Origin of the sequence: Candidatus Pelagibacter sp. HIMB1593, assembly GCF_052047755.1 — a bacterium.
In the GTDB taxonomy this organism is placed as follows: domain Bacteria; phylum Pseudomonadota; class Alphaproteobacteria; order Pelagibacterales; family Pelagibacteraceae; genus Pelagibacter.
In genome coordinates, this window is the sequence record NZ_JBNAJK010000001.1 from 1,179,647 (window position 1) to 1,203,322 (window position 23,676).

The 23,676-nt window shown below is 29.9% G+C and carries 24 protein-coding genes; 7 read left to right on the plus strand and 17 right to left on the minus strand.

From position 1 onward, the window contains the following. Positions 1-106 precede the first annotated feature (106 nt). A complete protein-coding gene (locus ACTTA0_RS06290; RefSeq protein WP_440676453.1) occupies positions 107-1,075 on the minus strand; it encodes a 2-hydroxyacid dehydrogenase in 969 nt (322 codons plus the stop codon). Then, positions 1,076-2,860, minus strand: coding sequence for an IlvD/Edd family dehydratase (locus ACTTA0_RS06295; RefSeq protein ID WP_440676454.1), 1,785 nt, complete (start codon positions 2,858-2,860; stop codon positions 1,076-1,078). 46 nt (positions 2,861-2,906) lie between these two features. On the opposite strand from ACTTA0_RS06295, the gene ACTTA0_RS06300 reads away from it, so the two are divergent. From ACTTA0_RS06300 to ACTTA0_RS06310, 3 genes are read left to right on the plus strand one after another with little or no spacing between them, the layout of a single operon-like run. After that, positions 2,907-4,412, plus strand: a complete 1,506-nt coding sequence (locus tag ACTTA0_RS06300; protein ID WP_440618227.1) for a UxaA family hydrolase — start codon at positions 2,907-2,909, stop codon at positions 4,410-4,412. Positions 4,413-4,425: 13 nt separating this feature from the next. Next, on the plus strand, positions 4,426-5,289 hold the full coding sequence (locus ACTTA0_RS06305) for a DMT family transporter (protein ID WP_440676455.1): 864 nt from the start codon (positions 4,426-4,428) through the stop codon (positions 5,287-5,289). A gap of 13 nt (positions 5,290-5,302) precedes the next feature. Continuing rightward, positions 5,303-6,160, plus strand: a complete 858-nt coding sequence (locus ACTTA0_RS06310; RefSeq protein WP_440676456.1) for an NAD(P)-dependent oxidoreductase — start codon at positions 5,303-5,305, stop codon at positions 6,158-6,160. Between the two features lie 284 nt (positions 6,161-6,444). Here the strand turns inward: ACTTA0_RS06310 and ACTTA0_RS06315 are convergent, their stop codons facing one another. The 3 genes from ACTTA0_RS06315 to ACTTA0_RS06325 form a co-directional block, all read right to left on the minus strand. Further along, positions 6,445-6,966, minus strand: a complete 522-nt coding sequence (locus ACTTA0_RS06315) for a hypothetical protein (RefSeq protein ID WP_440676457.1) — start codon at positions 6,964-6,966, stop codon at positions 6,445-6,447. 8 nt (positions 6,967-6,974) lie between these two features. Continuing rightward, positions 6,975-9,404, minus strand: a complete 2,430-nt coding sequence (locus ACTTA0_RS06320; protein ID WP_440676458.1) for an FAD-dependent oxidoreductase — start codon at positions 9,402-9,404, stop codon at positions 6,975-6,977. Between the two features lie 97 nt (positions 9,405-9,501). Then, the gene (locus tag ACTTA0_RS06325) at positions 9,502-9,969 is read right to left on the minus strand and encodes a c-type cytochrome (RefSeq protein WP_440676459.1); all 468 of its coding nucleotides are present in this window, start codon (positions 9,967-9,969) and stop codon (positions 9,502-9,504) included. Between ACTTA0_RS06325 and ACTTA0_RS06330 the strand changes: the two genes are divergently transcribed. Both ACTTA0_RS06330 and ACTTA0_RS06335 read left to right on the plus strand, forming a co-directional pair. Continuing rightward, positions 9,964-10,491 carry a cytochrome b gene (locus ACTTA0_RS06330; RefSeq protein ID WP_440633560.1) on the plus strand — a complete coding sequence of 176 codons (528 nt, stop codon included), beginning with the start codon at positions 9,964-9,966 and terminating at the stop codon, positions 10,489-10,491. The two genes, ACTTA0_RS06325 and ACTTA0_RS06330, sit on opposite strands and share 6 nt — an antisense overlap. Before the next feature lie 16 nt (positions 10,492-10,507). Then, positions 10,508-11,824 carry an MATE family efflux transporter gene (locus tag ACTTA0_RS06335; RefSeq protein ID WP_440676460.1) on the plus strand — a complete coding sequence of 439 codons (1,317 nt, stop codon included), beginning with the start codon at positions 10,508-10,510 and terminating at the stop codon, positions 11,822-11,824. Here the strand turns inward: ACTTA0_RS06335 and ACTTA0_RS06340 are convergent. From ACTTA0_RS06340 to folE, 11 genes are all read right to left on the minus strand, one after another. Beyond that, on the minus strand, positions 11,811-12,251 hold the full coding sequence (locus ACTTA0_RS06340) for a DUF4396 domain-containing protein (RefSeq protein WP_440676461.1): 441 nt from the start codon (positions 12,249-12,251) through the stop codon (positions 11,811-11,813). The genes ACTTA0_RS06335 and ACTTA0_RS06340 overlap by 14 nt on opposite strands. Beyond that, entirely contained in the window at positions 12,251-12,694 is a 444-nt protein-coding gene (locus ACTTA0_RS06345) for a c-type cytochrome (protein WP_440676462.1), read from the minus strand. The genes ACTTA0_RS06340 and ACTTA0_RS06345 overlap by 1 nt, the downstream gene beginning before the upstream one ends. A 1-nt stretch (position 12,695) precedes the next feature. Next, entirely contained in the window at positions 12,696-13,712 is a 1,017-nt protein-coding gene (locus ACTTA0_RS06350; protein ID WP_440676463.1) for an MBL fold metallo-hydrolase, read from the minus strand. A gap of 1 nt (position 13,713) precedes the next feature. Beyond that, the gene (locus ACTTA0_RS06355) at positions 13,714-14,022 is read right to left on the minus strand and encodes an AzlD domain-containing protein (RefSeq protein WP_075506129.1); all 309 of its coding nucleotides are present in this window, start codon (positions 14,020-14,022) and stop codon (positions 13,714-13,716) included. A 1-nt stretch (position 14,023) separates the two neighbouring features. Next, on the minus strand, positions 14,024-14,710 hold the full coding sequence (locus tag ACTTA0_RS06360; RefSeq protein ID WP_440647618.1) for an AzlC family ABC transporter permease: 687 nt from the start codon (positions 14,708-14,710) through the stop codon (positions 14,024-14,026). Between the two features lie 14 nt (positions 14,711-14,724). Continuing rightward, entirely contained in the window at positions 14,725-15,783 is a 1,059-nt protein-coding gene (locus ACTTA0_RS06365) for an ABC transporter ATP-binding protein (RefSeq protein ID WP_440618220.1), read from the minus strand. A gap of 1 nt (position 15,784) precedes the next feature. Next, a complete protein-coding gene (locus ACTTA0_RS06370) occupies positions 15,785-17,395 on the minus strand; it encodes an ABC transporter permease (RefSeq protein ID WP_440676464.1) in 1,611 nt (536 codons plus the stop codon). Between the two features lie 71 nt (positions 17,396-17,466). Then, on the minus strand, positions 17,467-18,486 hold the full coding sequence (locus ACTTA0_RS06375) for an extracellular solute-binding protein (protein ID WP_440676465.1): 1,020 nt from the start codon (positions 18,484-18,486) through the stop codon (positions 17,467-17,469). 126 nt (positions 18,487-18,612) lie between these two features. Continuing rightward, positions 18,613-19,500, minus strand: coding sequence for a LysR family transcriptional regulator (locus tag ACTTA0_RS06380; protein WP_075506134.1), 888 nt, complete (start codon positions 19,498-19,500; stop codon positions 18,613-18,615). Beyond that, positions 19,500-20,501 carry an MDR family oxidoreductase gene (locus tag ACTTA0_RS06385; RefSeq protein WP_440676466.1) on the minus strand — a complete coding sequence of 334 codons (1,002 nt, stop codon included), beginning with the start codon at positions 20,499-20,501 and terminating at the stop codon, positions 19,500-19,502. Before ACTTA0_RS06385 ends, ACTTA0_RS06380 begins: the two co-directional genes overlap by 1 nt. 1 nt (position 20,502) lies before the next feature. Continuing rightward, positions 20,503-21,123, minus strand: a complete 621-nt coding sequence (gene folE, locus ACTTA0_RS06390; RefSeq protein WP_440614151.1) for a GTP cyclohydrolase I FolE — start codon at positions 21,121-21,123, stop codon at positions 20,503-20,505. 76 nt (positions 21,124-21,199) lie between these two features. Between folE and hisI the strand changes: the two genes are divergently transcribed. Next, on the plus strand, positions 21,200-21,667 hold the full coding sequence (gene hisI, locus ACTTA0_RS06395) for a phosphoribosyl-AMP cyclohydrolase (protein WP_075506137.1): 468 nt from the start codon (positions 21,200-21,202) through the stop codon (positions 21,665-21,667). Then, positions 21,667-22,041 carry a DUF2237 family protein gene (locus ACTTA0_RS06400; protein WP_072090395.1) on the plus strand — a complete coding sequence of 125 codons (375 nt, stop codon included), beginning with the start codon at positions 21,667-21,669 and terminating at the stop codon, positions 22,039-22,041. The genes hisI and ACTTA0_RS06400 overlap by 1 nt, the downstream gene beginning before the upstream one ends. Before the next feature lies 1 nt (position 22,042). Here ACTTA0_RS06400 and ACTTA0_RS06405 read toward each other — a convergent pair whose 3' ends face one another. Next, entirely contained in the window at positions 22,043-23,662 is a 1,620-nt protein-coding gene (locus ACTTA0_RS06405; RefSeq protein ID WP_440676467.1) for an electron transfer flavoprotein-ubiquinone oxidoreductase, read from the minus strand. Between the last annotated feature and the right edge of the window lie 14 nt (positions 23,663-23,676).

Sequence of the window (23,676 nt, forward strand, 5' to 3'; positions counted from 1 at the left end):
TTTTTTCGAAAGTTAATCATAAATGATTTTCTATTTCAATTAAATCGGTTCAATTATTATATATAGAAATTATATATATTTTATAAACACAGAGAATAGAATTGTTCTAAACTACTTCTGAAATCAAAGGTTTTTCATTAAAAAAACAATAGATATTGTCTACTGCCATCATGCTCATTGCAAGACGTGTTTCATGTGTCGCACTACCTACATGAGGAAGAACAAAACAGTTATCTAGTTTTAAATATCTGTTATCTAAATTTGGTTCATTGTTGAAAACATCTAAACCGGCTGCATAAATTTTTTTATTTTCTAGTGCATCAATTAATGCATCGTCATCAATTGTTGATCCTCTTGATGTATTTATGACAACTGCATGTTTTGGTAATAAACTTATTGTATCTTTATTAAGAATGTATTTTGTTTCTGCGGTAGCTGGTGTGTGTATGCTTACAAAATCACAATTTGGTAACATCGAATTTAAATCTGAATAATATTTTGCACCATCTTCTAAATCTGCAGACAACTTATTTCTATTATAATAAATTATTTTCATTCCAAATGCTTTTGCACTTTTAGCAGCCATTCTTCCTATTCGTCCCATACCAATAATACCTAAAGTTTTGCCAGTAACTGAGTTACCAATCATAAATTTAGTTAAGTCAGGTTTTTGATTTTTCCAATTATCAGTTCTAACTAAATTATAAGCTTCGCCAATTCTTCTTGAGGCAGCTAAAATTAAAAGAACAGTCAGTTCTGCAACAGCTTCGTTTAACACGTTAGGTGTATTGGTAACTTTTACTTTTTTTTCTAAAGCAGAATTAACAGAAATATTATCGTACCCCACTCCCACCTGAGCAATAATTTTTAATTTACCATTTAGATTATTAAAAAAATTTTCTCCAATTTTATCAAACCCTGTAGAAATCATCCCATCATAGTCATTTATTATCTTGATTAACTCGCTTTCTGGAATTGGTTCGTCTTTAGGGTTTAATGTTACTTCAAACTCTTTACTCAATTTTTCTTCTGCTAAATCTGAAATTTTTCTAGAAACTAATATCTTTGGTTTCATTTAATGAGAGTCTCTGGGTAAACCTTTTGTATGAGATACATCCAAGTATTTTCCTCTAGAATTAATACAAGCACCATCATCTAATTGACCTACTGTATTTCTGAATATTTCTTGCCAAGGAGTTTGATTATTTGCTTTAAATTTCTTTCTATTTTTTCTTCGCTTCTTAAACTCAGCCTGAGAAATTAGTAAATCAACTCTTCTTTTATTTAAATCAATTTTAATTTTGTCACCTGTTTTAACTATTCCTAAATCTCCTCCAACTGCAGACTCTGGTGATACATGAAGTATTGAAGGACTTTCAGATGTTCCACTTTGTCTTCCATCTCCTAAAGTAGGTAGATGTCTAATACCTTTTTTTAACAATCTGTCAGGTGGTTGCATATTAACTACTTCTGCAGAACCAGGGTAACCTACTGGACCACATCCTCTAACAATTAAAATTGAGTTCTCATCAATTTTTAATTTCTTGTCATTAAGTCTTTTGTGGTAATCTTCAGGACCTTCAAAAACAATTGCCTTACACTCAAAAGCATTAGGGTGTTCAGGATTTGACAGATATTGATCTCTAAATTCTTTGCTAATTACTGATGTTTTCATTATTGCAGATGAGAAGAAATTACTTCTCATAACTAAAAACCCAGCTTTTTCTGTTAAAGCATTTTTAAATGTTTTGATTACTTTACTATCAACATCAATTTTCTTTTTCAAATTTTCACCTACTGTCTTTCCAGTTACAGTCTTTATGTTGGTATGAATTTTTTTATTCTTAATTAATTCTTTCATAACCGCTGGTATTGCACCTGCTCTGTGAAAACTTTCCATTAAATATTCACCAGCTGGCTGGCAGTTTACTAGCAAAGGAATATTATGACCTAATTTTTGCCAATCAGATAAATCAAACTTAATTCCCATGTGTTTAGCTATTGCACTTAAATGTGTTGTGCAGTTACTTGATCCACCTATTGCACTTGCAACCACTACTGCATTTTCAAATGCTTTACGTGTCATAATTTTTGATGGTGTTAAATCTTCATGAACCATTCCGACAATTCTTTTTCCAGTTTCATATGAAATCTGTTCTCTTTCTCTGTAAGGTGCAGGAATTACAGCTCCTCCAGGTAGAGACATGCCTAAAGCTTCTGCAACTGAATTCATTGAAGATGCTGTTCCCATAGTATTGCAATGACCAGCACTTGGTGCAGAAGATGCAACCATATCCATAAATTCTTCGTATTTAATTTCTCCCTTAGCTAACATTTTTCTAGCTTCCCAAACTACTAATCCAGATCCAGCAAGTTTTCCTTTGTAAACTCCATCTAACATTGGACCACCTGAAAGAACTATTGCAGGAATATTAACTGTGGCTGCTGCCATTAAGGCTGCAGGAGTAGTTTTATCACATCCTGTAGTTAAAATAACTCCATCTATTGGATAACCATACAAAACTTCTACCAAAGATAAATAAGATAAATTTCTATCCAACATAGCTGTTGGTCTTTTTCCGGTTTCTTGAATAGGATGAGTTGGAAATTCCATAGGAATTCCTCCAGCTCTTCTGATCCCATCTTTAATTCTTTTAGTCAAAGACATAAAATGTCTGTTACATGGAGAAAGATCACTGCCTGATTGAGCAATACCTATAATTGGATTTCCAGATTGCAATTCTTTTCTTGTAAGACCATAATTTAAGTACCTTTCTAAATATAAGGCCGTCATGTCAGGGTTTTTTGGATTATTGAACCACTGTTGACTTCGGAAACTCTTTTTTCTTTTTTTAGGCATAATTAATATAATGGTTTGTTTAAGTTATTGGTTATATAATAAATTTATGAATAATCTAATAGTTTTAAATGGCAATGACAATGTTGGCGTAAGTCAATTTATCATACCAGAAAAAACAAAAATTGAAGGACATAATATAAGTACGTTGGATCCAATCCCTTTTGGTCACAAAGTATGTTTAAAAGAGATTAAAAAAGGTGATCCTATTATCAAATATGATCAAATTATTGGATTTGCTTTAAATGATATTAAACCAGGAGAGCATGTTCACTCTCATAATTTAGAATTTAGAGAATTTAAAAGAGATTTCAAAGTAACTGATAAATCACACAATGTTGACGAAAAAGCAGATACTTTTTTCAATGGAATATTAAGAGATAACGGCCAAGTAGCTACAAGAAATTATATTGGAATAGTTAGTACCGTTAATTGCTCTGCAACAGTTACAAAAATGATTGTTGAAAAAATAAAGTATTCAGAAATTTTAAAAGATTATCCAAATATAGATGGAATTGTGCCAATTACTCACTCAACAGGATGTGGGATGAATACTGAAAGTGAAGGAATGCAAATTTTTCAAAGAACGATTGATGGTTTTAAAAATCATCCAAATTTTTCTCATGTTTTTGTTATTGGTTTAGGTTGTGAGTGTGCCCAGGTAAGTTTATTTGATGAGTCTCTTAAAAAGCACAATAGAATTCACTTCTTAACTATCCAAGATGAAGGTGGAACTAAAAAAATTGTTGATAAAGTATTATCTCAAATAAAAAACCTATTATCTGAAGCAAATAATGTTCAAAGAACATCTCAGCCTGTTAGTCATTTAACTTTAGCCTTACAGTGTGGAGGATCTGATGGTTATTCAGGAATTACAGCAAATCCTGCATTGGGAGTTGCTGCAGATATTTTAGTTAAAAAAGGTGGAAGCTCAATATTATCTGAAACACCAGAAATATATGGAGCAGAACATTTATTAATTAATAGAGCTAATTCACAACAAACTGCAGATAAATTAATTAAAAGAATTGAATGGTGGAGACATTATACATCGATAAATAATAGTTCTATGGATAATAACCCCGCACCAGGAAATAAAAAAGGTGGACTTACAACTATTTTAGAAAAATCTTTAGGAGCAGTTGCTAAAGGTGGAAACTCAATTTTACAAGACGTATTGAATTATGCTGAACCTTTAAAAAATAAAGGTTTCAATTTTATGGATTCACCTGGATATGATCCAGTATCTGTTACAGGGCAAGTTGCATCAGGCGCAAATGTAATTTGTTTTACAACTGGAAGAGGATCTTGTTTTGGATGTAAGCCAGTTCCAAGTTTAAAGCTCTCAACTAATTCAGCAATGTTTGAAAGAATGTCAGAAGATATGGATATTAATTGCGGAACAATAGCTGAAGGAAAAGAAAAAGTTGAGGAAGTTGGTCAAAAAATATTTGAATTAGTAGTAAATACTGCATCAGGAAATAAATCAAAAAGCGAAATCAATGGCTACGGTGACGAGGAGTTTAATCCTTGGCAAGTAGGCGTTGTAATGTAAAAAATTTCCTAAAGTGCAAAATCAAACATCTTTATTAAACGTAATTTTATTAGCTGCAGGTGGTTTCTTTATGTTTGTTTGTATGGATTCTGGTGCAAAATACCTAGGTACAGTCATGCCTATTCCACAGGCTATATGGGGAAGATTTTTTTTTCATCTAGTATCTTTAATTGTGTTTTTTTTAATTTTTAAGCCAAAAGTAAACTTAAAAAAAAATTTCAAAGTTCAAATAATTAGATCAACATTAATGGTGACAGCTACAACGTTTATGTTTTTTTCTCTTCAAAAGTTTGACCTAGTAGATATTTATGTAGTTTTCTTTACAGCCCCATTAATCGTTGCTTTACTTTCTGCTTATTTTTTAAAAGATATTTTGACTTTTAAAGGAATTCTTTTGATGCTCCTTAGTTTTAGTTCAATTGTTTATTCTTTAAGTCCTAGCATGAAAATATTTAGTGTAGATTTAATTTTTCCAATCGTTCCACCTATATGTTGGGCACTTTACCAATTTTTTACAAAAGTAGTATCAAGTGATAACGATCCATTTGCAGCAATATTTTATACTTCTATTTTGGGAGCAATAATATTTAGTATTTATATTTTTTTTAAATGGGAACCATTAAGTAATAATATTTTTTGGTTATACTTAGCACTACTTGGTTTTGCAGGCTTTGTAAGCCACTCTTTAATTATTTATGCAATTCAATTATCAAATTTATCTTTTGTAACTAATTTTCAATATTCTCAATTAGTTTGGTCTACAATTTTTAATTTTTTCATTTTTGGTGTACCATTTGATATAAATAAGATTGTGGGTGTTGTGGGTGTAATAATATTTGGTTTATTATTTATAAGAACTGAAGGTAAAAAAACTTAAAATTGGAGGTTTGATGAAAAATATTGGTTTTATTGGTGTTGGTTATATGGGTTATGGAATTGCTAAAAACATCATTAAGCACAAAAATAATCTTTTTGTAATTGCTAACAAAAATCGTAAAACTATTGAAAAGATAGTAAGTGAGGGAGCTGAAGAAGTTAAGTCATTTGAAGATTTTGCGTCTAAAAATTTAGATGCTTTATTTATGTGTGTTACCAACACACCTATTGCAAAGTCTATTTCAGAAAAATTATCAAATATATTAAGTAATAAAACAATTGTGATTGATATTACTACTCACAATAAAACTGGCTCTATTGAAACTGAGGCAATTTTTAAATCAAATAATATCAACTACGTTGAATGTCCAGTAATGGGTGGACCTGTTCAAGCAGAAGAAGGTGTTTTAGGAGGTATTGTCGGAGCGTCAGATGAGAATTTTAAAATAGCAGAGCCTTATTTTAATATATTTTGTAAAGATTATTTTCATTTTGGACATGTTGGGATGGGAGCAAAATCAAAACTTTTAAATAATTTTTTAACTCTAGGAAATGCAGCATTGATTAATCATATGGCTAAAAGCGCTAAAGAGTTAGGTTTAGATTTAGAAAAATTATATGATGTTGCAAAACTTGGTTCAGGAAATTCTGCAGCATTAATTAGAATTTTTGATAATTTACTTAAAGGTGATTACACAGGATTTAAATTTACTGCAAGTAACTCTGTTAAAGATTTAACTTACATTCAGGATCTTTTAAAAGATTTTCCTGAAGCTGAAAAAGTTGCTGAACTAAATAAAAATTATTTTCAAAAAGCTGTTGATGATGGTTATGGAGAAAACTTTATTAGTGAATTAATTAATAAAAAATAATTGAAGGAAGTTAAATAAGATATCGGGAATCTACTAAAGCAGTGGGTTGTATTCAACTTATATATTTGCACTAAATGCAAATAAATTTATTGAAAATAATTTTGATATAATTATCTTTTTATATGAAGGAGGTTTATGTTAAAATTGCTACCACCTGATACTTAGCTGAAGATTTTTAGATATAAAAAAACTTAAAATAATAAAATCCGTTTGGATTTAATGCCAAAGAGGCGATAAAAAGGGAGCTCTTTAGGTATCAACTAAAGAGCGAACCCTTAAAAAAATTAATTTTTAGACTTTAATATTTCTAGCGGAAGTGGTGCTTCTGGATATTTTTTTTCACACAACTTTTCATAAATTTCACAAAATTTAAAAATTGTTTTTACTACTTCATTTTCGTCTCTTGAGTTTAATTTTGTAATTAGTTTATCTCGATCTTTTTCTAACTCTTTAATTTGCTCACCTGAAAAAAATTCTCCAGTTTCTATTTCCCAGTAAGTATCCTCTAATTCTATTTCACTTAATTCATTTAATTTTTTTTGTAACATTATAATTGTTTCATCATCAGTTTCTGTATTTCTCATAGGAGAATTTTTTAATTTGCCCAAACATTTGTCTCTTAAACCATCAATAAAATGATCGTAAGGTTTTCCTAAACTTAATTCTTTAAAATGATTACTAACAAAATATTTTTTGATTGCTGAATCTGTAGAAATTTTTTCTTTACCCTTAATTATTGCAACCTGAACATATATCTCTTGAGAAAGGTATTCCTCTATATGATCTGTTACTGATACTGGAAGCATTGTTTATTTTAAGATTTTAGCCTATCGTTATTTACATCAAAAGCAGGTTCATCAATAACTTTTGATTTAACATCTTTTCCTTGGATTTTAATCAAAAACTCATTTCCAACTTTTGCAAATTCAGTTTTGACATATCCAAAGGCTAAACTTTTGTTTACTCTATACCCATAAGCCCCTGATGTTGTAAGACCAACTATAATACCATTAAAGTAAATTGGTTCATTTCCATGAGCATCCGCATCTACAGCATCAACTTCCATATAAACTAGTTTAATTTTTGGGCCATTTTTTATTAATTTAGATACAATTTTGGACCCTTTAAATTCAGATTTTTTTTCAATATTAAAAAATCTTTCCAAGCCTGCTTCAACTACACTAATTTCTGGAGTTAATTCTGACCCCCAACCTCTGTATCCCTTCTCAATTCTCATAGAATTCATTGCATGAGCTCCAAAATCTATAATATCAAATTCCTTACCAGCTTCGAATAATAACTCATATAGTTTTTCCATATCTTTAAAGTCATGATGCAGTTCCCAACCTAGTTCACCCATATAGTTTACTCTTAAGGCTGTTACAGTAATGTTGCCTAAACTTATTTCCTTACTTTTTAACCAAGGGAAATTTTCATTTCCTAAATCTGTATTTGTTAATTTTTGTAAAACCATTCTTGATTTTGGTCCTATGATACCAATTACACCTTTGTCTAAAGTTATATTTTTAATTTCAACTTTTTCGTTTTCTTTTTTATTCTGATTTAGCCAATCCAAATCTCTAATTTCTGATACTGCTCCTGATAATGCGTAATAATGGTTATCTTTTAATTTAGTTAAAGTTAGTTCAGTTTGAATTCTTCCAATATCATTTAAAAGATGAGTTAAAACAATACTTCCATCTTTTTTTGGAACTCTATTAACACAAAGTCTATCTAAAAAGTTATAACTATCTTCTCCAGTAATTTCATATTTTGAAAAAGTTGATAGATCTATCAAGCCTACATTGTTATGAACATGTAGACATTCTTTTTGAATTATAGGAAATAAATTATTTCTTTTATAACTTAATTCTTCTTTAATATTATCTTTATTAAACCAAGCTGGTTTTTCCCATCCATATAAATCAAAATATTCAGCACCTTTTTCTTTCAACTTTTGGTAAATTGGTGTTGTTTTCATTGGTCTTCCAACCTCTACAACATCATTAGGCATTGGAGTTACATACATTCTTCGATATTGCTCTTTTGATTTTTCAACTGAATAATTTTTATCAACCCAACTCATGTATCTTCTTGGTTCAAATTCCATCATATTTATTTCTGAGTCACCATGCACAATCCACTGAGCCATATATTTTCCAGCTCCCCCTCCATGAGCAATTCCAATACTTGCCGCACAAAACATCCAAAAGTTTTTAAGTCCGGGTGCAGGACCAGCTAAAAAATTATCATCAGGAGTATGTGTAATAGGACCACATATAATTCTTTTAATACCTACATCTTTAAACTGTGGAATACGATCCATTCCTTTTTCTAAGTGTTCTGCAATTCTATCAAGATCTGGATCTAACAACTCCATATCAAATTTCCAATCCATTCCATCTAAAGCCCAAGCTGCTACATCTTTTTCATAAGGACCAATTAAAAGTCCTTTACCCTCTTGTCTTAGATAAGAAGAAGAATCTGGGTCTCTTACAACTGGTAATTCTTTACTTAATTTTTCTATTTCAGGATGTGCTTCTGTAACTAGGTATTGATGGATCATATTTATACTTGGAACATTTTTTAAACCAACCATCTGTGCTACTTCTGGACAAAAACTTCCTGCAGCGTTAACAACATGCTCGCAAATAATGTCACCCTTTTCAGTAATTACTTTCCACTCTCCTGAAGGCAATTGTTCAATGTCAGTTACTCTATTTTTTCTATAAATTTTGGCTCCACTATTTCTTGCTCCTTTAGCCATTGCATTTGTTGTGCTGGTTGGATCTGTATAGCCATCTTCTGGAGTTAAAAAAGCCCCTTTAATTCCATCTAACTTTATAAAGGGATGATATTGATGAATTTCTTCTGTTGATATAATTGAACATGGAGAACCAGCTATATCTAAAATTCCTTTAGTATAATCAAACCACTCAAGATCCTCTTTGGTATATGCTAACCTTAAACTTCCTGTTTCATGAAATCCTGTTGGTTGCTCAGTTTCTTTTTCTAGTGACTTATAAAGGTTAGTTGAATGAAGATGTATTTTTGCAAGATTTAAACTCGTTAACATATGAGGACATTGACCTGCAGCATGCCAAGTTGATCCTGAAGTAAGTTCACTTTTTTCAATCAATACGACATCACTCCATCCTTCTTTTGTAAGATGGTAGAGCAAACTAACTCCCATTATTCCACCACCAACAATTACGAGCTTTGCGTGAGATTGAATTTTATCCATAAAAAAAGAAACTACTAAGATTTTAAATTAATTAAACAAAATTAATTTTAATTAACCAAAATTAATTTTAATTAACCAAAATGGGTATATGAATTTATTAATGAGGTTTTCTATATTTGGAATGACAGGCCTTACAATTTGCCCACATTAATTTTCCAAGAGTTCCTCTAATATCATCTTCATCTTCTATAATTGAAGTGAGTTTTATCATGTCTTCAGCAGATTTTTGCATTAATGCATTGAAAGCATCTTTTTCTTCCCAAATTATAGGTAAAGCCTCTGTTTTAAATCCTTCTTTAGAATTTTCTGGAAATAGATCTAACAATGTAATGTAATTTTCATTCATTTCTTTCATTAGCTCTATTGCTTCATCAAAATCTCCATTTGAAGAAAAAGACTGTACCCTCTTAGCAGTACTATAATTCTTACTAAATAGTGCTTTTCTACTTTTAATAATATCTTCTACTGACAACTCTGCATTAGCTAATGAACCAGAAAATACCATTATTAAAGATAAGATTACTGTACCAAAGATCTTCTTGGTATGTTTTAATATGCTATGCATGTTAAGAACACTTTAACAGAATACGGATTTATTTCCAAGTCTCTGCATTGGCTAAGTGCAATTTTACTTTTGATACAAATTCCTCTTGGCTTTTATTTAGTAGATTTAGATTTTGGAGAGGAAAGAATAACTATTGAAAATATACATGTGACAATTGGGCTTGGGATATTTTACGTTATAATTTTTAGGTTACTTAATAATTTAATTAACCCTGTTCCAAAGTTAGGACCTGCTACTTTTATAGGACAAAGGTTTATTGCTAAACTCAATCATTTATTATTATACATCACTGTCTTATCAGTAACCATTTCAGGAATATTGAAGAAACTCTTCAATGGTGAGCCTCTGATGATTTTTTTAAAAGAAATAAAAATAAAAGACAATTTTGAGCTTGCTGATCAATTTTATAATATTCATATTATATCTAACTATGTACTTATTGGTTTAGTTGCCTTACATGTAAGTGCTGTAATAATTCATAAATTATTCTTTAAAGAAAATTTATTAAAAAAAATATTATAATATTTTATCATCAGACATGGAAAAATCATCTATTGGATATATTCTAAAATTATCTATTCCAATATTTTTTGCCAATCTAGCTATTCCATTAGTGGCTATAATTGATACTTCTTTAATGGGTAATTTAGGAAATGTTTCCTATTTATCTGCAACTTCTGTTGCAGCAAATTTATTTTCAATGATTTTTTGGAGTTTTGGATTTCTAAGAATGGGGACCGTCGGTATGGTTTCTCAAGCAAATGGAGCAGAAAATTATAAAGACATTCTAAATATTATTTTAAGAAATTTGTTATTTGTAATTATTCTTTCTATTGTCTTATTTTTTGCTCAGAATTTAATTCTTAAGATAAGTCTTCAAATATTTGATCTAAATTCACAAACTACTACTTTTTATAAGGAATATTTTAAAATTAGAATTTATTCAGCTCCTGGAGAACTTACTCTTTATATAATAACAGGTCTTTTTGTTGGATTACAAAAAACAAAAATTTCAAGTATTGCAGTAGGTTTTTTTTCAATATTAAATATTATACTTAGTATAATTCTCGTAACTCAATACAATTTAAATATTAAAGGTGTTGCTTATGGAACTCTTTTTTCTGGGATAATTACCTCTACTGTATTTTTAATTTATACTTTTTTTTATTTAAACAAGCTTACAAAAATTAATTTTATAATAAGGGAAATTGTTGATCTAAATAAATTAAAAAATATTTTTGATATTAATTTTAATATTTTTATTCGAACTATATTGCTTACTTTTTCTTTTTTATGGTTCACATACCTTGGATCAAAAATTGGAGAGGAGTATATAGCTGCTAACGCGATTTTAATTAATCTTGTTTTTCTATCCGCATTTATTTTAGATGCTTATGCATTTTCAACTGAAGGCATTATTGGTTATTCTTTGGGCAAAAAAGATAAAAATTTATTTAGTTCTATTGTAAAAAATTCATTTATTTTAAGTTCAGTAACAGGCTTAGGTATTTCTATTGTGTATTATTTTATTCATAAGAATGTGATCTTTATGATGTCTGATATTGATTTAATAAGATCTTTAAGTTTAGATTATTCAATTTGGATGATTATTTTGCCTTTTTTTGCATCCTTTTGTTATCAATTTGACGGTATTTTTATTGGAGCCTCTCAAACAAAAGAAATTAGAAATGCTATGTTTTTTTCTGTTTCTTTATATTTACTAATTTCTTTAGTTCTAACAAATTACATTTCAAATCATGGGGTATGGATATCTTTAACGATATTTATGATCTTGAGAGCTTTGTCTTTATATTATTATTTAAACAGGATTTATTTAAGATTTAATGGCAACTAATACCAAATTTCTTTAATCTCCAATAATTATAAGGCCATGGAGTTAAAAAACCAACAATAAGCATTATTGGTACCACCCGCCATGTCAACATAGCTCCGCCAGTTAGAAGATAATCTGTTAAATTCATTGCAACTTCCATGCTTACCATAGAAATAAAACTCATTCCAAAGGCAGTTTTTAATGCATCTTTAAAAGTAAAGTTTTGTTTAAATAAAATAATTGTCTCTAAAATTATACTGGTAATTAGTCCATTTATAATTGCTAAGGTCATTATTGCAATAACTGGCCACGGAATTCCAGTTAATTGAAAATATAAAATTGTACCAAAATCACCAATGGCACATCCCAATAAACACCATGCAGTATTTTTTGCACTTCTTCTCCAAGTGTGCTTACATGACCAATTCAATGTTGCAACTGCGCTCATTACTTACTCATATTAATTTGAATTTCATACAGATCAAGTGGCCAGTAAGATTTAATATAAGCTAAAACACTATCTATATCTTTATCTGACAATTTATCTCCAAAACCCATCATTTTCCCCTCATAATTTTTAACCAATTTAGCTAACCCATACTTTATTATAGCATGCAAAGTTTTATCGTCATGATGCCAAGTATGACCAGTGCCATTTAATGGAGGTGCTTTTCTATGTCCATCATCATCTAAATCTTTCCAATTTTTTGCTCCTGATAAATCTATCATATGACATGAAACACAGTTTTGGTTATACACTAGTTCTCCTCTTTTAATCATCAATGAAGAGTCTGTTGTAATTGGAAAATGATTATGAGCAAGTGAAACGTTATTAAAAAAAAATAATAGGAAAATTATTTTTACAAGATTCAAAATATTTAATTTCATCATATTAATTAATTTTTAATCCTTTTTTTTTCCATTTTTCTAACCCACCAATTAAGTGAAAGCAGTTACCAAAATTATATGATTTAGAAATCTGAACTGCCAAAGTAGATCTGTGTCCATGAGCACAGTAAAAAAGAATTTTTTTATTTTTTAAGCTATCTTTATTTTTTTCAATGTAATCATGCATGGAAGGAAATGGGACTATATTACTATTATCTAATTTACCTTCTTTATCTATTTCATTTTGCTCTCTTAAATCTATCAGAACTGTATTCTCCTCTTTTTTTATCTTGTTAAACTCCTCTGGCTCAATTCCATTGTTTACTTTTTGACGGTTTAAATCAATGCCCAACTTAAGATTACTTGGAACTGCAACATCCATCATTTTGGGATCTGGTAAATTTAAATTATTCATAATATCAACGTACTCTTCTACTGATTTTACCTGTAATCTTGGATTAAATTGTCTTTCTTCTATAATAGTGCTTACCATTTCTCCTTTATAATCATGTGCAGGATAAACTAGAGTTTGATCAGGAAGTTTTAATAATTTGTTAAATATTGAATTATAAGAGTCTTTAGCGTCCCCGTTTTGAAAATCTGTTCTACCTGTACCTCTAATTAATAATGTATCTCCTGTAAACACTCTATCACCCATCAAAAAACTAAAGCTCTCAGAAGTATGACCAGGAGTGTATAAAGCTTGTAGATCAACTCCATCTATTTTGATTATCTCTTCATCTGATACTCTCATTGCAACTACATCGGCAGGAGTTTTATTACCCATAACAGTTACACAATTAGTTTTATCTCTTAGTTCAGCAATTCCAGAGATATGATCTGCGTGAATATGGGTATCTATCACCTTTACTAATTTTAAATCTAATTGATTTAACAAATTAATATACTGATCAACTTTTTCTAAGACTGGGTCTATTATTAAAGCTTCACGTCCCCTTCCAGATGCAATTAAATAAGTATAAGTGCTAGAAACACTATCGAATATTTGTCTAAAGATCATTTTAGATAAATATCAAAAACCAATAAGAAATTAAACCAGACAAAATAGTTGCGATTATATTTCTTGAAAAATAACCAACAATTACAGCAACAATTGCAGCAAATATTTTAGGGTCATCCATTTCAATGAACTGACCGTAGTCATTTATAAAAATTCCTGGAAATATTATTGCAGGAAACACGGCTGATGGAACATAAGCTAACACAGCTTTTATTTTATCTCCCAACATGTCTCGACTTACTAGAGCTACCATCGTCATTCTAGTAAAGTAAGTTAATATTCCTGCAACAATAATTGATAACCAGGTCATTTTATTTTTTTAACCTCAATATTAAAGCTGCAACAAACAAAGCGAGTATAGGTGAAATAATTATATAAGATCTAAATGGAGCATCATAAAATAATAACGAACTCAATCCACATACAATCATTACAATTAAGTGATCAATTTTTTTTAAATCTTGTATTACAATAGCTATAAACGTAAGTGGTATTGCAAACTTTAATCCAAGTTCCTCTGGCACAAATGAACCTAAAATGATTCCTGACAAAGTAGCAATTTGCCAACAAACCCACATTGTACAACCTGTACCAATCAAATGATAATGTAAGTACTGCTCTGATTTATTTTTTTTAAAAAATTTATTAGACTCTGCAAAACCTTGATCAACAATAATATAAGAAATTAACAATTTTTTTATTAATGATAATTTTTCCAAGTACTCTGATAAAACTGCTCCATACAAAAGATGTCTTGAATTAATAACACCGACAGATGTTGCTGCTACCAATCCAGATGCACCACCTGATAGTAATTGTAAAAAAACAATTTGTGATGCACCACCAAAAATTATTATAGACATCGCATAAACTAATAATGGGTCAAAACCCAATTCAACACCGATAGCTCCACAAATTATTCCAAATGGAATCACCGACAACATGTGTGGAGAAATATCCAACATGCCTCTAGTAAATAATTGTTTTTTTGTAAGCATTTATTTGGGTTCTATTAAAAACAAACTATGTGATCAATATTTATCGGACGTTTGATCCCAAATTTTTCATCAATTTCATGTTGGTGAACGTGATGTGAATGAACAAAAACAGGAATTAATAAATCACTACTAGTTTTAAGAGTATATATAAAATTTGTTCCCCTAAACTTTCTATCAACCACTTCTAATTTTAAATTGCTTTTATCGTCATGTTCTAGATCTTCTGGCTGTAACAATAACTGTACTTTAGATCCTTTTGGATAATGTTTTGTAAAATTGCCTTTAATTGTACCTAAATCATCATTTTCTAAAGTATTTTCATCTGTAACTTTTGCTGGAATTAATATCCCTCTGTTTAAAAAATTTACTACATCAACAGAATTTGGGAAATGATAAACATTATAGGGATCATCAAATTGTTTGAGTTCTCCATCTAAAATAATTCCACATTTGTTACCTAAATAGAATGCTTCGTAAGAGTCATGAGTAACAATTATTGTTGTAATTTTTAAGTCTTTTAAGATTTGCTTTAACTTTACCTGTATTTCTTCTTTGAAACTTTGATCTATATTAGACAGAGGTTCATCTAATAGTAACAAATCAGGATTTGATAACAAAGATCTAGCTAAAGAGGCTCTTTGAGCTTCTCCAGAGCTAATTTCATGAGGATATTTTTCTAAGATTTTTTCTAAATGAAGAAATTTCACTATTTCTTTGAAATTTAGACCTTTCTTCTTTTTTTTATTTCTCTCAGCCCCAAAATTTATATTTTCCAAAACATTGTAGTGAGGAAATAGAGAGTTATCTTGAAAAGCCAAAGATATATTTCTATCCTCAGGTTCAACATGGCTCTCTTTAGATGAAATAATTTTATTTTTTAAGATAATTTTACCAGACTGAATTTTTTCAAGTCCAGCTATTGTTCTTAAAATTGTAGTTTTTCCAATTCCAGAAGGGCCTAGCAAACAAACTATGTCTCCTTCATTTTCAATATTAAATGAAACATTGGTTACTTTATTTTTAGAGCTTGCAGCAAAAGTAACATTCTCAATTTCTAAAAAATTATTTCTCATTTTATTTGTCTTTAAACATATACTTAGATGTAATTAAAATAAAAATACTTGCAATCATAATAAGTATTAATGAAGGTGCAGCAGCAGCTTCTAGTAAATCTTGTGAAGCAAATATATAGGCCTGGGTGGCAAATGTTTCGAAATTAAAAGGACGCATAATTAATGTAATTGGTAATTCTTTGATTATTTCGATTGATAATAATATAGCAATTAATAGAACTGAGTTTTTAAGATAAGGAATATGAATATTTAAAAAAGTTTTTAATTTTGAATAACCTAATAGATATGCACTTTCATCAATTGAGTAATTTATTTTTAAATATCCAGATTTAATACCGTTGTTAGCTAAAGAATAAAATCTTACAAAATAAACAATTACTAAACCAAGTATAGATCCAATAAAAATTTGTTTTATATCAAAAAAATAAAATATATTTTCATCAAACCAAGAAATAAAAGTTATGAAAGCTACAGCTAATATTATTCCTGGTACTGCATAACCAGTAATTGAAAAAGTTGTTAGTATATTTAATAACTTGTTTTTGCTAATTCTATTTCCATAATTTGATACGAAAGATAAAAATATCAAAAGAAAGCCCGATAAGAAGACTAATATCAATGTGTTTGATAATAATTCTATAATATTTAAATCTATAAAATGTTTTGGAAATTTGATTGTCCAGTAAAGCATTTGCAAAACTGGGAATACAAAGCTTGCAAGAAATACAAATGAGCAAAATATTAATGCCATTAAAGATTTATAACCATTTAATTGTTTCAAAGTTTTAGTCTTAAAATTTCCTTTGGCAGGAGAATGATACTGTGCTTTTTTTCTAGATAAGTTCTCTAAATAAAATAATCCAAATATGAAAATTAAAAGAAAAAAAGATATTCTATTCGCTAAAGCCAAATCATCAAAAGATATCCACGCATCATAAATTCCAGTAGTTAAAGTCGATATTCCAAAAAAAGATACTGCACCAAAATCTGATAAAGTCTCCATAGCAACTAAAGATAATCCAGCAATAATTGCTGGTCTTGCTGATGGTAAAATAATTTTAAAAAATGTTTTTTTTGTTGAAAAACCCAGGTTTTTACCAAGTTCTAACAAATTTTGAGATTGATAATGAAATGAGGTTCTTGTTAACACATAAACATAACCAAATAGAGAAAATGAAATTGAAATTATAGCTCCTAGCATTCCATCAAATTTAGGTAAAACATTATTGTAATTTCCATCACCGAATAAGCTTTTCATAATTGAAAAAGCTGTTCCATAGTTTTCAAAAAAAGCAGTTAGTGAATATGCATAGATATAAGCTGGAACTGCAAAAGATAAAATCAACACCCATTTAAAAAAATTAACTCCTGGAAATTTATAAAATGAAACTAAATAAGCAGATCCTACACCAATTACAAAAGTTGTAATTAAAACTCCAATTACAAGAATTATTGAATTTGAAATATACTCATACAAAAATGTATTTTTTACAATTGATAAATACTCACCTGTTGGTTCAAAAAAACTACTAAATACAGTTACAATTGGTATTGCAACTATAATAGAAATGAGCAAAGAGCTCAAAAACCAAATATTAATTTTATTACCCATTTTAACGAAGTACTAATGATATAAAGTAGGGTAATAAACTTTATACCAAAAGTACTTAGTGTTAACCTCTTTTATTTCCAACCAGACATCAACATTACCTCCAATGCATCAGCCTGATTTTTTTTATAGTCTTCTACTTTTGTTTTTAAATCCTGTTTAAAATTTTCACCCATTTTTTTTATAAGAGGGTGTGGTTCAACACCATCTATCATTGGGTATTCAAATGTATTGTTTACTATATGCTGTTGTGCTTCTTTTGTTAAAAGAAATTCTAATAATTTTTTTGCATTTTCAGGATTAGGAGAATTTTTTAAAATACCTCCACCACTTATATTCATATGTGTCCCTCTATCATTTTGATTTGGGAAATAAGGTAATACCTTTTGAGCAGCTTCTTTTTGATCTTCTCCTTTTTGACCAGATAACATCAAAGCATAATAATAAGTGTTTGCTATAGCTAAATCAGCTTCACCAGCGGCAACAGCTAAAATTTGAGCTCTATCATTTCCTTTAGGATTTCTTGCAAAATTTGAAACTAATTTTTTTGCCCATTCTAAAGTTTGTTCTTTACCATTATTTTTAATTAATGATGCAACAAGAGATTGATTGTAAATATTATTAGATTTTCTAATTACAATTTTTCCTTTCCATTTTGGATCTGACAAACTTTCATAAGTTATTCCTTTTAAATCTTCTGAACTTACTCTTTCTGGTGAATAATAAATAATTCTCGCTCTTTTGGCGATACCTGTCCAATTATCAGATCTAAAGTTTTCTGGCACTGAAGCTTCAATTTGCGCTGACATAGAGTTCTGAAACATCCCTTTTGCATCAAATGCACCTAGTCTTCCAGCATCTGCTGTAATATATAAATCAGCTTTAGAATCTTTTCCTTCTTCAGTAATTCTTTTTTGTAACGCTTTGTCTTTACCTGAAACTACGTTTACTTTTATACCTGTTTTGTTAGTAAACTTTTCATACAACTGAATGTCAGAGTCGTAATGTCTTGCACTAAAAACATTTACTTCACCTGCTATGCTCGTTTTGGCAAAAAAAAATAAAATTAATGCTAATAATGTCATTTTTTTCATTTGTATCCTTTTCTTTACCCTAGTTTATTTGCGAATGAGAATTATTCTCAATGAGAATGATTATCAATCGCATATATTGACGTATATATCAATACTTTTTTTTCTATTGGTAAATGTGGGGAATTTTTATTTCCAGTCGCCGATTTTACTAAATAAGAAATTTCTAAATGCTTGAACTCTAGCTGTATTTTTTAATGACTGAGGATACACAAAGTGTGCTTCTGTTATAGGTCCTTCTACTTTTGGTAGTACTTTAATTACGTTGTTTGAGTTTGTTACAAGATATTCAGGAAGTGCAGCCAATCCTACCCCAGATTCTACAGCTAACAAGAGCCCCATTACACTATTTACCTTCATGATTGATTTTCTTTTTTTACCATCATGCATTCCAATTTTTAGTGCCCAATCTGGATTATAAACTGGAGAAGGTGCCCCTTTTCCAAATGAAATAAATTTATGTTTATTTAAATCGTTTATTGTCTTCGGCATTCCATTTTTTTCTAAGTACTTATTTGATCCATAAATATAATATTTAATATCAACTAGCTTTTTTTGAATATAATTAAGCTGTTTTGGCCTTCTCATGAAAATTCCAATATCAGCCTGCCTTGTACTTAAATCTAATTCTTTGTCATCGAAAACTAACTCTATTTCAATCTCTGGATTAAGTCTCATAAATTCTTGAATTCTAGGCGTTAACCAGTGAGTACCAAAACTTCTTACTGTTGTTATAGTTAATTTTCCTGTTGGTTTATTTTTTTGATCACCTAGAGATGTTTCGACTTCTTTTAACTTGCTTATTACTTCGTGTGCAGTTTTAAAAACATACTCGCCATTTTCTGTAAGAGTTAATCCTCTTGCATGTCTTTCAAATAGTTGTACTTTCAAATCTTGCTCTAGGGACTGTATCTGTCTACTGATTGCAGATTGGCTAAGGTTTAAATTAACAGTAGCATTTGTAAAACTTCCAGCTTCTGCAACTGCATGAAAAATTTTTAATTTATCCCAATCCATTATTTATTTACATCCACCAATACTCTTCCAGAAATTTCACCTTTTAAAATTTTAGGATAAGTTTCAATTAGTTCATCTAAACCTACTATTTGAACTGATTTTTCGAGTAATTCAAAATCAATTAACTTTGTGGCTTCACTCCACATAAATTCTCTTCTTTTTATGCTGCAATTAGCAGAGTCCATTCCCCAAACCTTAATTCCTCTTAACATAAATGGAAGTAAATTGGTATTAAGTTCATTACTATTTGCATTTCCACATACAGCTATAATTCCATTTGGTTTTGTTTGTGCTATTGCATTTGCTAAAATTTTACCTCCAACAGTGTCTACTACTCCATCCCATAAACCTTTATCTATTGGTCTTGGGTCTTTATCAAATTCAGCTCTATTTATAATGTTTTTTGCACCTAAAGATTTTAAATAATCTGACTTACTTTCTTTTCCAGATACTGCAGTTACATTGTATCCTAATTTTGTTAAAACCATTATTGCAACACTACCAACGCCTCCAGTTGCCCCCGTTACTAAAACTTGATTAACTTTTTCTCCAAGCAAAATACTTTCTCTTGCTTGAATTGCAAAAGCACTCATTAAAGAAGTTAAGCCTGCAGTACCTAAAATCATTGCCTGCTTACTGCTTAAGTCATCAGGTTTTTTAACTAGGAAATCTGCATTGACTTTTGCTATCTGAGAATAACCGCCAAAAAATACTTCTCCAACTCTAAAACCAGTTAATATTACTTCGTCACCTGATTTAAATTTTGAATTTTCACTTTCAATTACTTTTCCTGAAAAATCTATTCCTGGTATGTGCGGATACTCTTTTACTAGTCTTCCACCATTCTTTAGAATCATTCCATCTTTAAAATTTAAATCAGAATATTCTACCTGAACAGTTACATCCCCATGTTTTAAAAAACTTCTATCTAAAGATTTTACTTCTCTAGAAAAATTTTCACCCTCTTGATTAAGAACTATTGCTTTGAATTGATCAGACACTTTAATCTTTTAGCGTAGTGCTAATAAATCGTAAATATCTATTTTGAAAACTTAAATCTTCTTTAAATTGACCTAAATAATAGTTTGTCACTGTAGTTGCTTGTTCTTTTTTAATTCCTCTCATAGTCATACACTGATGAGTTGAATCTATTGTTACTGCAACACCTTTGGCATCTAATGATTCCATTAAAGTATTTGCAATTTGCATTGTAAGTCTTTCTTGTGTTTGAAGTCTTTTAGAAAATACTTCAACTACTCTTGCAAGTTTACTTAAACCTACAACTCTTTCTTTTGGAATATATGCAACATGAGCTTTTCCAATAATTGGTGCCATGTGATGTTCGCAATGACTTTGAACAGAAATATTTTTTTGGACAACCATGTCATCATAACCCTCTACATCACCAAAAGTTTTATCCAAAATTTTATCTGGATCTTCTTTGTAACCTTTAAAATATTCTTTAAATGCTTTAACAACTCTTTTTGGAGTTTCTAATAAACCTTCTCTATTTGGGTCTTCGCCCATCCATGTTAAAATTGTTTTAAAAGCTTCTTCAGCATCTTTGTCTGAAATTTGCTTATTTTCATTTAACTTGTTATCAGTGTCTTTTACTAATTTCATAGCGCCTTTTTATACAGTAATTACCTAATTTTAAAATATTTATTATATCTAGATATGTGCTACATAATCACATTCTATGTTCAAAAAAAGAGAAAATATCTACGATATCGAGGAAGGAAATCTTCTTTCTCCAAAATTTGATAATGATGGCTTAATACCTGTCATTACTATGTGTTCAAAAACCAAAGACATTTTAATGCACGGATATATGAATGTTGAAGCATTAAAAAAAACAATTGAAACCAAAGAAGCTCACTACTTTAGTAGATCTAGAAAAGCAATCTGGCACAAAGGTAAAACAAGTGGCTTTACTCAAAAAGTTACTGAGATCAGAATTGATGATGATCAAGACTCAATTTGGTTAACAGTTGATATAGGTGACGGAGCTAGTTGCCATGTTGGATACAGATCATGCTTTTATAGATCTATTCCTATGGGACCAATTGATAATGGACGCAAAGTAGAAATGGAATTTCTTGAAAAAGAAAAAAAATTTGATCCTGAAGAAGTTTATAAGGGACAACCAAATCCTACTAAAATTTAATGAGTGAAAAACAAAAAAATGTTCTAGGTGAAGATCTAGAAGAATGCTCCAATGATCCATTAACAGGTTGGTTTCGCGATGGTTGCTGTAACACTGACGAGAATGATCATGGACTTCATACAGTTTGTGCTAAAGTTACTACTGAATGCTTAGAGTGGATGAAAGAGGCAGGTAACGATTTAATTACTCCACATCCTGAATTTGGATTTCCAGGTTTAAAAGATGGAGATGGATGGTGTCTGTGTGCTAGTTGGTATGCAAGAGCAGTTGAAGCTGGTAAAGGATGTCCAATATTTTTGAAAAGAACCCACGAAAACACTCTTAAATATGTGCCTATTGAAACTTTAAAAAAGTTTGCAATAGATTTGTCCTAATTTACATATTTCCATATCTTGGTCCGCCACCACCTTCTGGTGTCACCCAAGTTATGTTTTGTGAAGGTTCTTTAATATCGCAAGTTTTACAGTGAATACAATTTTGCGAATTAATTACAAATTTATTAACATCATTTTCTTTCTGCACTTCGTATACTCCAGCAGGACAATATCTTTGAGCAGGTTCATCAAATTTTTCTAAAGTGTATTTGATTGGTAAATCGGGATCTTTAAGTTGTAAGTGGACAGGTTGATTTTCAGCATGGTTAGTTCCTGTAAGATAAACTGAACTAGTTTTATCAAAAGTTATTACATTATCGTACTTTGGATAATCAATTTTAGGCATTTCACTCGCAGGTTTTAATGTTTCATGATCTGCATGTTTGTGTTTAAGAGTGAAAGGAAGTTTTCCTCTAAACAAAATTTGATCAATACCTGTAAAGATAATCCCCAAAATCAGTCCCCAACTAAAACTAGGTTTTACATTTCGAGCCTCAAATAATTCTTTATATAACCAGCTATTTTTAAATTTATCTTCATAAATAGATAAATCCTTATTTTCTTTTAAGTGTTCATTAATAGTTTCAGCTGCTATCATTCCACTTTTCATTGCGGTATGAGAGCCTTTAATTTTAGGCATATTTAATGTACCAGCATCACATCCTACTAGTAAGGCACCTGGCATAAACATTTTAGGTAAACTTTGAAATCCTCCCTCGATTAATGCTCTTGCGCCATATGAAATTCTTTTTCCTCCTTCTATTATTTTTTTAATTGCTGGATGAGTTTTAAATCTTTGAAATTCATCATATGGAGATAAATGTGGATTTTTGTAATCCAATCCTATTACATAGCCTAAAAACACTTGTTTATTTTCAGCGTGATACATAAAGCTTCCACCGTAAGTATTGTTATCAAGTGGCCATCCAGCTGTATGCATTACTAGTCCTTCTTCATGATTTTTTTCTTCTATTTCCCAAATTTCCTTAAAACCAATTCCATATTGCTGGGGATCTTTTCCTTTACTCAGTTCAAATTTTTGAATTAATTGTTTTCCTAGATGACCTCTGCAACCTTCAGCAAAAACTGTTACTTTTCCTAAAAGCTCAATGCCTGGTTCAAAGCTATCTTTTTTGTTGCCCTCTTTATCTATACCCATATCTTGGGTAGCTACTCCTTTAACAGACCCGTCATCGTTATATAAAATTTCACTTGCTGGGAAACCTGGAAAAATTTCTACACCCAAAGCTTCTGCTTGTTCAGCTAACCATCTACATAAGTTAGCTAAACTAATAATATAATTTTTATGATTTTGTTGAACTGCTGGCAAAAGCCAAGTTGGCCAACTTAAAGATTTTGTTTTTCCTAAAAATAAAAATTTTTCTTTTGTTACTTTTGTTTTAATTGGCGAGTTAAGTTCTCTCCAATTAGGTAATAACTCATCTAGAGCTCTTGTTTCAAAAACATTCCCACTCAAAATATGAGCTCCTATTTCTGAAGCTTTTTCAAGCAAACAAACATTCAAATTTGAATCTAATTGTTTTAATTTAATTGCAGTCGCTAATCCTGATGGGCCACCACCAATGATTACAACATCATATTCCATAGATTCTCTAGACATAATCTAATTTTTAA